Genomic DNA, 12084 nt, shown 5'->3' with positions numbered 1-12084 from the left:
GGTCAGGGGAGAGGGGGCGGGGGCGGCGGAGCGGGCAGAATACGGCTGACCGCGAATGCGGCGGCACTGCCGACCATTCCGTTGGCCGCGTACTGGCCATGTGCGGCCGGATCCACCGGGGCGGCCGGGTCGCCGGCGCACACCGAATCGCCGGTGGCGCACAGCTCGAGGAGCTTGGCGGCGTACGGAGGACTGGCGCCGACTGCCGGCACGCCGTACTTGACCAGGGCGGGCCCGTTGGGCCTGCCGAACAGAACGACGGCGGCGACGTGATCGGCGATCTCCGGTGGCAACGGGGTCGGCGCGGCCTCGGGCGGGAGACCGGCCGGCAACACGTCGGAGGTGGCGAATGCGCTGACCATGGCGCCCTGTGAGTACCCGCCGACGATCATCTGGGTCTGCGGGCACACGGAGACCACGCCGCGGATGTGGTCGAGAACATCGCGGGCGCCGGTGGCCACGTTCTGGGTGAACCCTGGGCCGAAGAAGTCGCTGCTGGCGGGATAGTTGACGCCATGCACCCCAACGGTGCGTGGAAACGCCTGGGCCCGCACCGAGTCGACGAATGCCTGACCGACGGCGCCGACCCCCACAGGCTCCGAGGTTCCGCGCGCAAAAGCCACACCGATGTCCGGGCACGGCTGCGCGGATGCGCTCGGACCCCCGAGGTTCACGGCCATGAGCGCCATGACGGTGGGCGCCAGGAAAGTCTGGACGACCCGAATTCCTCTGGTCAGGATCTCCCCCTCACTGACCGGACAGCTACCGCGTGCTCGGTCGACAGCGTATCCACTGTCTGCCGGGTGCAGGGGCAAAGTGGCCGTGATCGTCCACCGAAGTGCCGACGCGCCGTCGCGGTGACGCCATGTAGGCGTCGTCTGAGGAGCTCTGTTCCAGTCGGCCGCGTGCGATGACAGGGGAACCTTGACACGCGAAAACATTTCGGCATTCTGCTGTTGAGGGGAGTACCTCTTCGACGTCCGCCATCGTCAGCACGATCCGGGCAGATCCCGGTCCGGTGGAGGAGCCCGCAGCACTGCGGGTGAGGAAGACCGCATCACGTGAAACGCCGCCCCGAACCGGTCGCGGCGAGCAGATAGGACGTGTTGTGAGTCTGACCGATGACACTGTCAATGCCGCAAACCTGGCTGATCCCACGGCAGCATTTCGTGCCTACCGAGGCGGTGTGACCACTCCGCTGAACGCCGACACGGTGACCGTCCTGCAATCGATGCGGGCCTACCCCAGTATCTCGCTGCTGGCGAACACGACACCCGGACGACTGCTCGACAAGGCCGATGCGACAAGGCTTCTCACACTGGCTGCCGAGGCGGATGCACGGCTTCGCGACGAGGCGATCGATGATCGCGGACCGCTGCTGGACATGCTCTCGGACATGATCTCCCGCGCCGTCTACGAGCCGGCCGACCGTGCGGTGGCCTTCTTCGTCAGCCGGTCGCACCAATGCCGGATCAGCCTCCCGGTGTCCGTTGTCGATCGGTGCGTGATCGATCCGACCTTCGCGACACGTGACCTGGTCCGCAGCCTGCAGCACTCGCCGCGACACACCGTGTTGCTGTTGTCGTTGGACGAGGCGCGGCTTCTGCACGGCCACGGGACGGTGCTGTCACCCGCGCCGGGGAACGCCTTTCCTGCCCACCGTCGCACCTACGGCGGAAACGGTGGGCGGGACTCGGAGCGCTACCACGACTTCCTGCGTCGGGTCGATCGCGCTCTCGGGGCTGCACTTCGGCTCAACCCCATGCCCCTGATCGTCGTCGCCGCCGAGCCCACCGGGTCGAAGTTCCGACGGATGTCTCGCAACATGTCCCGGCTGGCGGGCCTGGTCGCCGGCAACCATCTCAAGACGCCGACCGATGCGCTCAGCGAGTTGGTGCGGCCAGTGCTCGACGAGTATCTGCGCTCACGGGCTGCCGAGGCCCTGGATCTGATCGAGCGGCGCGCCGGCGAGGACCGCGTGTTGCGTGACGTCGACACCGCGTGGATGGCGGCGCGCTGGGAGAGACCCGAGATGCTCGCGGTCGAGGAGGATTTCTTCTACCCGGCGCGGCTGGCGCCCGACGGTGACAACCTGATACCGGCCGATGACGTCGACCATCCCGATGTCATCGACGACGTCGTCGACGAACTGATCGAGATCGTTCTCAGCCGCGGCGGCTGGATCGCTCTGCTCCCGCCCGGCCATCTGCCCGAGGGCACACATTTGGCGCTGACCCTGCGTCTGCGGTGACGCGCCGCGCCGGTCAGCCCGGTGGTCAGCAGACCGGGCGGAGTGGCGCGGGGCCGTCGTCGGCAAACGACAGTCAAAATGCGTATGGACCGGACGAACACCCGCCGCGCACGATCGAGCCGTGACTGAATCACTGTCCGCACAGGCTGAAACCCGCTTTCTCGACGGGCCGAGCGCCCGGTACGCCTACCGCCGATTCGGGCCCGACGCCGGTGTTCCGCTGGTCCTCGCGTTGCGCTTCCGCGGCACCATGGACCACTGGGATCCCGACTTCCTCGACGCGTTGGCGGTCGAGCGTGACGTGATCATCTTCGACAACATCGGCCACGCCAAGACCACCGGCGCCGCCCCGACCACCATCAAGGCGCTGGCGGGCGGCCTGGCCGAGTTCGTCGACACGCTGGGGTTGACCGAGGTCGACCTGTTGGGTTGGTCGTTGGGCGGCATCGTGGTGCAGGCGGCCACGTTGCATCGTCCTGATCTGGTGCGGCGGTTGGTTGTCGCGGGCAGCTCACCGGGCGGCGGCGTCCCGGGAATGCCGCAACCGGACCCCAAGATCTGGCAGGTCGCCACCAAACCGGTCAACGATGACGACGACTTCCTTTATCTCTTCTTCCCCGACGACGATCCGGGCCACGAGCTGGGGCTCGAGTCTTTGCGTCGGCTCGAGAATCGCGCCCTGTCAGAAGACCACATTCCGGTGTCCCTGGAGACGATGAAGGCTCAACTGGCGGTCATCGCATCCACCGGTTCGAGTGTCTGGGACTCTCTCGCCGACATCGCGATCCCGGTGCTGGTCGCCAACGGCGCGCACGACCGGATGATCGATGCTTACGGCACCTTCGCGATGGCCGGCCGGCTGACCAACGCGAAGGCGATTCTGTACAGCGACGCCGGCCACGGCTTCCTCTTCCAGCACATCGACGACTTCGCCGGCGAAGTCCTGGCATTCCTCGCATGAATGGGACAGTGATCACCGCCGACCTGCTCGTAATCGGATTCGGCAAGGGCGGCAAAACTCTGGCTGCCGACATGGGTCGACGAGGACGAACGGTCGTGCTGGTCGAGGAGACGGTCCTCATGTACGGCGGTACCTGCATCAACACCGGGTGCGTGCCGACGAAGTCGATGGTGTACCACGGCGAACACCGGCCACAAGGCGCGGCGGGAGCCTCGGCCTATGCCGGGGCGGTCGCTGCCACCGAGCAGCTCACTGCCGGGCTGCGGGCAGCCAATCTTGCTGGCCTGGTGCAGATCCCGGCGGTGACGGTGTTGACCGGACGCGCACGCTTCGTCAACGCCGACTCGGTCGAGGTGCGAATCGGCGACGACGAGTTGATCACGGTGACCGCTGGGGACATCGTCATCGGGACCGGCTCGGTCCCGCTGATTCCCGACATCCCCGGCCTGTCCGACTGTCCGGTCGCGGTGACCAGCGCTGAGTTGTTGCACCGTGCGTCACGCCCGGACCGTCTCGCCATCCTCGGCGGTGGCTACATCGGCTTGGAGTTCGCATCGATGTACGCCGCCTACGGCACGTCGGTCACCGTGCTCGAGCAACGACCTGCGGTGCTCGCGCACGAAGACCCCGATGTGGTCGCCGCGGCCCGGGGAGTGCTGGCCGATCGGGGCGTCACCCTCGTGACCGGCGCCGAGACCACCGGCATCCAGACGGTTCCGCGTCCCGGTCTTCCGTCGATAGCCCGGGTGGACTACCTCGTCGAGGGACAAACCACCACAGTTGATGCAGACGTTGTGCTCGTTGCTCTTGGTCGCACACCCAACACCACGCATCTCGGACTCGACCGTGCGGGCGTCGAGGTCACCGACACCGGAGCCGTCGTCGTCGACGAGCACCGCCGGACCAGCCAACCCCACATCTACGCCGTCGGGGATGTCAACGGAGGTCCGCAGTTCACCTACGTCTCCCTCGATGACTACCGCATCGTGCTCGATCAGCTCGCTGGCGCCGCCTCCCCCCGGGCGGCCTCACAGCGTCAGGCGGTACCGAACTGCCTGTTCCTCAGCCCACCGCTGGCGCGGGTCGGTCTCACCGAATGCCAAGCCCGCACCGCCGGTTACGACATTCGGGTGGCTGCCAGTCCCGTCGTCAATCTGGCGACGGTGGCGCGAGCCCGCATCGTCGGGGACACGGTCGGGATGATGAAGGTGGTGGTCGACGCCGCCACCGACAACATTCTCGGTGCAGCACTGCTGTGCCACGATGCCCACGAGGTGATCAACATCGTGGCATTGGCGATGCGACACGGGATCAGCGCTCATGCGTTGCGCGACGCGATGTACACCCACCCGTCCATGTCGGAATGCTTCAACCAGCTGTTAGGACTTTTGGAGTGAGACTCAATGCCGGCACCACCGCCGTGGTCGTCATCGACCCACAGATCGACGTCTTGAGCCCAGCAGGCCGCAACTGGGGCGCCGTGGGCGCCAGTGTCACCGAGAACAACACGGTCGCCAACCTGGCGGCGCTGATGGAAACTGCAGTGGGGGAGGGCTATCCAATCGTCATCTCACCGCACTATTTCTACCCGTCGGATTCGCAATGGCAGTTCAACGGGCCCCTCGAATCCGACGAGTTGGCCACCGGTACGTTCGCCCGCGCCGGCGCGCTCGATCTCGCGGGGTTCGCGGGTTCGGGAGCCGACTGGCTGCCGCAACTGGCGCCCTACATCGAGGGCGCCGGCACCACGGTCGTCAGCCCGCACAAGGTGTTCGGTCCACAGACCAACGATCTGGTTTTGCAGCTTCGCAAGCGCCGGTGTGAGCGCGTCGTCCTCGCGGGGATGCTGGCCAACATGTGCGTCGAATCCCATCTACGCCATCTGCTCGAGGAGGGATTCGAAGTCGCCGTCGCCGTCGATGCGGTGGCGGGACCTCGTCACCCGGTGTGGGGTGACGGATACCAAGCAGCACTAGTGAATTACCGCTTTCTCGCTCACGCTGTCCTGGTCACAGCGGAGGTCATCGGAGCTATGACGTCGCGGTCGTGAATCACCGGGAGAGCGCGAAATCGAGGACGACACGAAAGCGGGCGCGACCCGACATCATCCGCTCATATGCCTGTGGGGCCTCCTCGAACGGCAGCGGTTCGAGCATCGGTGCGATCTGATGAGCGAGTCCGAACGCCAGATTGTCCTCGTTGTCGATGGCCGATCCGGTCAGGCTGCCGATGATGCTCCGTCCGCCGAAGATCAGATCGGGCGTATGAACTGGGATCGGCTCCGGTGAGGCTCCGACGACGACCATTCGTCCCCGGGGCTGCAACCCGGCCACGAGACCCGCCATCGAAGCACCATTGGCTGCCGTGGCGATGATCGCCGTCGCCCCGCCGAGCGCCGTCAGGGCCGATGTGGTGTCTTCGGCGGCGCTGTCGATGTAGTGGTCTGCGCCCAGAGTCGCCGCCAGCTTCGCTTTTTCGGTGCCGCGGGCGATTGCGGCGACCCGATAGCCCATTTGCTTGGCGTACTGCACACCCAGATGTCCGAGGCCGCCGATGCCTTGTACGGCGACCAGCGAGTTCAGCGGTGCGCCTGCGGCTCGGATGGCGTTGAACACGGTCACGCCGGCGCACAGCAGGGGAGCGGCACTCAGTGCATCGTAACCTTCGGGCACCCGGACCAGCCCTGTTGGTCTGGCGTAGACCATCTCGGCGTATCCGCCGTCAGCGGTCGTCCCGGGTTGAGGTTGGTCGGTGCAGTTGACGAAGTCACCACGGCGACAGTAATCGCATTGCCCGCAGTGTCCGCCGAGGAAACCGATCCCGACACGGTCACCGATCTGCCATCGGGGATCGACGCCGGCGCCGACGGCGTCAATGATGCCGACCACCTCGTGACCCGGCACCATCGGTTGGTCTGGCTGTGCGCGCTGGCCTTCCACGGCAAGCGTGTCGCTGTGGCACACCCCGCACGCAGCTGTCCGGATGCGCACCTGTCCGGCGTCGGGATCACGCAATTCGCGTTCGACGAGGGCGAACTGACGCTGCCCGGTGACCTGATAAGCCCGATAAGACATCATCGGTCCACCTCATCATCTCGGTCACGGAACCGGTATCAGCACGATGACTGTAGGTCGATACTGTCTCGCAGTTGATTACGGCTGGTGATGCCGAGCTTCGGGAAGATCTTGTACAGGTGGGTCGCGACAGTCCTATGTGAGACGTAGATCCGGTCGGCGATCTGGCGATTCGTCAGACCAGAGGCGGCGAGCTGGGCGATCTGCAACTCCTGCGGCGACAGCGTCATCGCCAGTGGGCCCGGTGCGGTCACCGACCCGGGCACCTGTACGCCCGCCGCCCGCAGTTCGCCGCGTGTGCGCTGCGACCACGGCTGGGCTCCACGGACTTCGAAGACACGCAGCGCCGAAGACAGTTGAGCGCGCGCATCCACGATACGGCGCTGTCGGCGCAGCCATTCGCCGTAGGCCGCCTGGGTGCGCGCGTATTCCAGGGGGGCGTGTTCTGCCGCCTCATCGGTCTGCAGAGCGGCACGAAAATGGTGCTCGGCGTCGCGGTCGGCGCCCGCGATCAACGCGCGGCTTCGGTGCACCAGCATGACGACGTGCGGTGATTCCAGTGCGTTGGCTTCGGCATCGATCTCGTCGATCAGCTGGCTGATCACCTGAGTGTGGCCGCTGGCTACCGCCGCTTCGGTGAGATCGGCGATCGCCCATCTGCGCGAACCTCGGTCGCGGGCCATCTGCGAAATTTCGGTGAAGGCGCGTTCGTGGTCATGGGTGGTCAGCGCCAATATGCCGGCCGCCCAGGCCAGGTCGTCGAGCCACAGCAGGGGAGTGTCGCTGGGCAGGTTCTGTCGAGCTGTGGTCAGTGCCTGCTGCGCTGACCTCGATTCGCCTCGCCATGCATGGATTCGCGCGAGCAGGGCTGCCGCGGCTCCGACGCTGATCCCGAGATCTGCGTCAGTGGCGATGCGCAGCGCGCTTTGCGCATTCACCGCCGCCTCGGCTAGTTGGCCGGCGATGATCTGGGATCGGGCGGCGCCGCGCAGCGCTTCGCATTCGATCGCCGGCGCGCCGGTTCTGCGGGCCACCGTGATGGCACGTTCCCAGCATCCCCGTGCGGTACTCAGGTCCGATGCCGATTCCCCGGCGAGTCCCATCGACATCAGCGCCGTCAGGTCGTCGCTGACCTGCTTGTGCAGAGACGGGGCGCGGCAGCGGAACTCGCGTGCATACTTCGTGTCTTCGATGGTCGCCAAGGCGATCAGGACCAAAGGGTCGTCCAGGCGTTCGAGTGCATGCAGTCGGTCGGCCACCAGACAGCGATCGTTGTCGTTCAGGCCATGCATCCGGCATTGGGCTGCCGCGGCCGCCAGGAGGCGGATCTGTGCGGTGGCGAGGCTCGGCACATCGGCAGCGCCCAAGCGGTCAGCCAACTTCACCAGGTCGCTTATCAGCGGCGCAGTCACTCCCGTGGTGACGGCCAGGCTGAAGCGGGCGAACGCCAAGTCGAACAGGTCGCCGAGGTCGGTGGCCAACGGCTCGGCCTCGTCGAGGATTTCGATCGCCTCCGCCGTCAACCCGGCCTGGTAGGCAGGTTCGATCGCATTGGCAAGTCGGCGGATGCGACGGTCTGTCGATGGTGACAGCGCCGCGGCGCGCCGCCATGCAGCTGCCGCCTCGGCATTGGCTCCGCGACGGTGGGCGTTCTGGGCCACCGCCTCCAGGTCCGCCGCGATGAGTTCGTCGGCGCCGTAGGCCGCCGCCGAGCGGTGCCATGCGGCGCGCACCGGATCGCCGGTCACCGCGGCGAGGGCGGCATGAAACGCCGACCGTTGCGTCATGGTGGCCGCGCGGTATGCGACCGACCGGATCAGCGGATGCCGCACGAGTAGCGCCCCGCCGGCGATGGTGATGAGACCGGTGCGCTCCAGCGGATCCAGGTCCGCCTCTGACAGGCCCACTTGGGACGCGGCAGTGACCACGTCGGCCAGCGCCGTGTCGCCGCCCGCCGCGATGAGTGCCAGCATGCGGCGACTCGGTTGGGGCAGGGCGTTGAGTTGGTCGAGAAAGGCTTGTTCGATCCTCCGCGTGGTGGGCAACGGCGTTCTCGCGGAGACCGTGCTCTGGTCGGCAGCGGCCATCAAAGCTTTCGTAAGTTCGGCGATGGCCAGGGGGTTTCCGGCGGCTTCGGCCAGCACCCGGCGCTGTGCAGACTCGCTGAGGCCATGCCCGTCGGCAGCGGAGATCACACTGCTCATGAGGACTCGGGATTCCGCATCGTCGAGTGCGGCCAGGGGCAGTCGTGGCAACGACACGAGTCGCGTCGGCTTTCCGTCCAGGTGGGGACGCGTGGCGCAGAGCATCATCACCGGCGAGCTGGCCAGCCGCCGCCCGACGAATGTGACGATGTGAAGCGAGGAGTCGTCGAGCCACTGCGCGTCATCGACGATGAGCATCAACGGCCGGTGGGCGGCGGCTTCTTCGATCAGGCCGAGCATCGCGACGCCGATGTGCAGCGGGTTGGGTGGCTGTTCCTCGGCCAAACCGAACGCCGCATGCAACGCGCGCCGCTGATACACCGGGAGTGCGTCCACATGACCCAGGATTGGGTGAACGAGTTCGTGCACACCGGTATAGCCGACGGTGGCTTGCGATTGCACACCCGCGCAGGACAAGACGGTGAACCCGTTCTCATCGGCCCACTGCGCGCAAGCCGTCAGTAGCGTGGTCTTCCCGATCCCGGGTTCGCCTTCGGCCACGAGCGCACACCCTCGGGCCGTCACTTTGGCAGCAGCTGCGGTGATCGTTTCGAACTCGTGATTGCGGCCGATCACCTGATGACGGTATCACAGCTGGATTGGTTATACCAATCCAGCCGGGTGGGGATCGCGGGACGGACATCCGGTGGGTGCCGCACCGGCCGCCTGAGCTGATGCGCTCGCCGCATGAACAAGCTCACGTCGGCCGGGTGTCCGTGTGGGTGAGACGGTCAGCGGAACACCGATGCGCGCGCCTCGCGCGTGAAGTCATCGGCGAGGACTTCGGCTGCTCCCGACTCGATTCCGTCGACGATCTGACGCGCGACGTCGGCCGGATCATTCTTGGGGACGTCGAGATCGGACACCATCGAGGTATCGGTGTACCCGAGGTAGACGCCGATGACGTTGATGTGGCGAGGTTCCAGTTCGAGTCGTAGCGAGTTGGTGGCCGACCACAGCGCTGCCTTGGAACATCCGTACGCGCCGGACGGTAACCAGGACAACACCGAGGCGATGTTGACGATCGTCGATGCGCCACCGTTGGTCTCGAGCACCGGCGCAAAGTGCCGTGTCATCCGCAGTGCGCCATAGAGGTTGGTGTCGATGACGGACTCGATCTCGGCCATCGGACTGTTCAGCAGCGATTGTCCTCCGAGGAGGCCGGCATTGTTGACGACGATCGTGGCGTCGGTCGCGGTGCGTGCGAGAGAGGCGACGGATAGCTCGTCGGAGACGTCGAGTTCGATGCTGATGACCCGGGAGTCGTCGACGGGGGAGGGCTGGCGACTCGTCGCGTACACCCGGGTTGCACCGCGAGTGAGGAGTTCGTCGACGATCGCCTTGCCGAGGCCGCGCTGACCACCGGTGACGACGGCTGACGAGCCAAGGATGGGATTCTCAGTCACATTGCCGAAGCTAACAGGTCTGAATTGGAAATTCCAACACAGGGTAGGATGTACAAATGCGTACCGATCCTTGGTCTGACGATCCCTGTCCCATCGCGCGCGGTATGGCGGTGATCGGCCAACGGTGGTCGGTGCTGATCATCCGCGAGGCCCTGTTGGGCCGCTCCCGGTTCTCGGAGTTCCGCGAGGAGCTTGGAGTGGCTTCCGATGTGCTCAGCGCGCGGCTGGCCGAACTGGTCGCAGCGGGCATCTTGGAGACCGTGGATTATCGCGAGCCGGGTGATCGTACCCGTAGCGCTTACCAGCTGACCGAAGCCGGCCGCGACTTGGTGGTGGTCCTGGGAGCGATCGGACAGTGGGGATACAAGCATGCAGACCGACGTCGTGGCACCCCCTACCGGTTCGTTGACGGCGCCGGCGAACCGGTCACGGCCGGTTTCCACCGTCACGATGGTGCGGTAGTCGCCGATGCCGAGGTCCGCTTGGTCCGCAAGCCGGTGCGGCGTTAGCCGATTACCTGTCGATGCGATCAGGTGAGACCGGCTCGGAATCTTGCGATCAGCGAGAACCCGCGTCTGGGAACAACAGCGGTCAGAAAGCCGCTTAGTGGGGTGGAGTCTGCGAAACACGCCCCGTTGGAACGGCGCTCGTCGTGAACGGGTTGTGGCGACGATCGACACGAAGGGAACCCATGAAACTCGACGATGACGCCCGCGCCCTCATCGGCGATGGCACCGATGCCACGCTCGTCACGCTCAACCCCGACGGCAGCCCACAGGTGTCAGTCGTGTGGATAGCGCTGCAGTCCACGCCTGACGGGGACGAACTGGTCAGTGCCCACCTGGCCGAATATCAGAAGACGCGCAACATCCGGCGCGACCCGCGCGTAGCGGTGACGATCATGTCTAAGCAACCGCACCCCGGCATTCCGACCCCGTATCTGAGCGTGACCGGCGAGGCGCGCATCGTCGAGGGCGGCGCTCCGGAACTCTTGACCGATCTCGCCGAAGTCATGCTCGGATCCAGTGAACACTTTCCGCCGCCGGATTCACCGCCAGGACTGTTGACGAGAATCCGTATCGAGAAGGCGCGCATCATCTGATCCCGGGGGGTGTGGCGGTCAGGTGCGCGCGGTGACGCGCACGGGAAGGGAGTCGATGCTGATGCCGACGTTGTGCACCGGGCCGGATCCGGTCCACACCGGCGGTGCAGCGAGCTCGATGTCGTAGCCGGCCACGACGGACTCCATCACCACCCGTATTTCTTTGTGAGCGAGATTGGCGCCCAGGCAGTAGTGCACGCCACCGCCACCGAAGGCGATGTGCGGATTGGGGGAGCGGTGGATGTCGAAATGGAACGTATCTTGGAAAACTGTTTCGTCTCGGTTGCCTGACGGATGCCAGAACACCACGCGGTCACCGGCTTTGAGGTCCTGGCCGCCGATGGTGACATCTCTGGTGGCCGTCCGCCCGAATATCAGCACGGGGCTCGACCAGCGCAGGATTTCGTCTGCGGCCGAAGGTGATAGCTCTGGGTTGGCACGCAGTTCGGCGAGCTGGTCTGGGTGGTCGAGCAGCGCAATGAGGCCCATCGTCAACGCGTTTCGTGTGGTTTCACTGCCGGCGATAGACAGCAGAAGGAAGAACATCTCGAGCTCGAAACCGTCGAGTTGCTCGGCGAGCTTTGTCCATACGTCATCAGCTGGATTCGCCCGCTTGTCGGCGGTGATGCGTTGGGCGTACTCGAACACTTCGGTCTGCAGTCCGAGCCGGTCGTCTTCGGTGTATTTGCCGTACGGGTCACCGGATTTGAGGAGATGATCGGTGCGTTCAAAGACCCATGACCGGTCGTCCTCGGGGATGCCGATGATGTCGGCGATCAGATGCATCGGCACTTGGTAGGCGATATCGCGCACGAAATCGCAGGTGTGTCCGACTGCGGCTTGGAGGATGCGGGCAGTTCAATCGGTGAGACGCTGCTCGAGCGCGCCGATCATGCGCGGGGTGAATTCTGAGGAGATGATCCGTCGCATCTCGACGTGATCGGGCGGATCCAGCGTAATCAGCGAGCGCCCGGCCGAGATCAGCGGATTCGGCGCCAACATCGGCCCGTCGAACGACGCGAAGGTCTTCCAATCGCGGTTGGCCTGTTGGATTTCGCCGTGTGCCACTGGCGTGTTCCCGCTGAA

11 protein-coding genes and 1 pseudogene are annotated in these 12084 nt (G+C 65.7%); 6 read left to right on the top strand and 6 right to left on the bottom strand.

Annotated features, from left to right (window positions below; genetic code table 11):
- Nucleotides 1-2 precede the first annotated feature (2 nt).
- Entirely contained in the window at nt 3-680 is a 678-nt protein-coding gene (locus J3476_RS18530) for a cutinase family protein (RefSeq protein ID WP_307726964.1), read from the bottom strand.
- A 506-nt stretch (nt 681-1186) separates the two neighbouring features.
- Between J3476_RS18530 and J3476_RS18525 the strand changes: the two genes are divergently transcribed.
- From J3476_RS18525 to J3476_RS18510, 4 genes are all read left to right on the top strand, one after another.
- A complete protein-coding gene (locus tag J3476_RS18525; RefSeq protein WP_286183324.1) occupies nt 1187-2251 on the top strand; it encodes a hypothetical protein in 1065 nt (354 codons plus the stop codon).
- Nucleotides 2252-2372: 121 nt separating this feature from the next.
- Entirely contained in the window at nt 2373-3212 is an 840-nt protein-coding gene (locus J3476_RS18520) for an alpha/beta fold hydrolase (RefSeq protein WP_207067861.1), read from the top strand.
- Nucleotides 3209-4609, top strand: a complete 1401-nt coding sequence (locus J3476_RS18515) for an FAD-dependent oxidoreductase (RefSeq protein WP_207067860.1) — start codon at nt 3209-3211, stop codon at nt 4607-4609. The genes J3476_RS18520 and J3476_RS18515 overlap by 4 nt, the downstream gene beginning before the upstream one ends.
- Nucleotides 4606-5262 (top strand): isochorismatase family protein, encoded by a 657-nt coding sequence (locus J3476_RS18510; protein WP_286183322.1) that lies wholly within the window; start codon nt 4606-4608, stop codon nt 5260-5262. The genes J3476_RS18515 and J3476_RS18510 overlap by 4 nt, the downstream gene beginning before the upstream one ends.
- Nucleotide 5263: 1 nt before the next feature.
- On the opposite strand, the gene J3476_RS18505 is transcribed toward J3476_RS18510, so the two are convergent.
- The 3 genes from J3476_RS18505 to J3476_RS18495 form a co-directional block, all read right to left on the bottom strand.
- Nucleotides 5264-6286, bottom strand: a complete 1023-nt coding sequence (locus tag J3476_RS18505; protein WP_286183321.1) for an alcohol dehydrogenase catalytic domain-containing protein — start codon at nt 6284-6286, stop codon at nt 5264-5266.
- Nucleotides 6287-6324: 38 nt separating this feature from the next.
- Nucleotides 6325-9066 (bottom strand): helix-turn-helix transcriptional regulator, encoded by a 2742-nt coding sequence (locus J3476_RS18500; RefSeq protein WP_207067857.1) that lies wholly within the window; start codon nt 9064-9066, stop codon nt 6325-6327.
- A gap of 155 nt (nt 9067-9221) precedes the next feature.
- Nucleotides 9222-9896: an SDR family oxidoreductase gene (locus tag J3476_RS18495; protein WP_286183320.1), complete on the bottom strand. Its 675-nt coding sequence runs from the start codon at nt 9894-9896 to the stop codon at nt 9222-9224.
- A gap of 56 nt (nt 9897-9952) precedes the next feature.
- Between J3476_RS18495 and J3476_RS18490 the strand changes: the two genes are divergently transcribed.
- Together J3476_RS18490 and J3476_RS18485 are read left to right on the top strand one after the other, a co-directional pair.
- A complete protein-coding gene (locus tag J3476_RS18490; protein ID WP_207067856.1) occupies nt 9953-10405 on the top strand; it encodes a helix-turn-helix domain-containing protein in 453 nt (150 codons plus the stop codon).
- Between the two features lie 182 nt (nt 10406-10587).
- Nucleotides 10588-10998, top strand: coding sequence for a PPOX class F420-dependent oxidoreductase (locus tag J3476_RS18485; protein WP_207067855.1), 411 nt, complete (start codon nt 10588-10590; stop codon nt 10996-10998).
- A gap of 18 nt (nt 10999-11016) precedes the next feature.
- Here the strand turns inward: J3476_RS18485 and J3476_RS18480 are convergent, their stop codons facing one another.
- Both J3476_RS18480 and J3476_RS18475 read right to left on the bottom strand, forming a co-directional pair.
- Nucleotides 11017-11784: a cytochrome P450 gene (locus J3476_RS18480; protein ID WP_207067854.1), complete on the bottom strand. Its 768-nt coding sequence runs from the start codon at nt 11782-11784 to the stop codon at nt 11017-11019.
- A gap of 72 nt (nt 11785-11856) precedes the next feature.
- A pseudogene (locus J3476_RS18475) lies at nt 11857-12084 on the bottom strand (hypothetical protein); the annotation flags it as partial.

Source organism: Mycobacterium sp. PO1, from assembly GCF_017312405.1.
Taxonomy (GTDB): Bacteria; Actinomycetota; Actinomycetes; order Mycobacteriales; family Mycobacteriaceae; genus Mycobacterium.
This window is presented reverse-complemented; position numbering and strand designations above follow the sequence as displayed.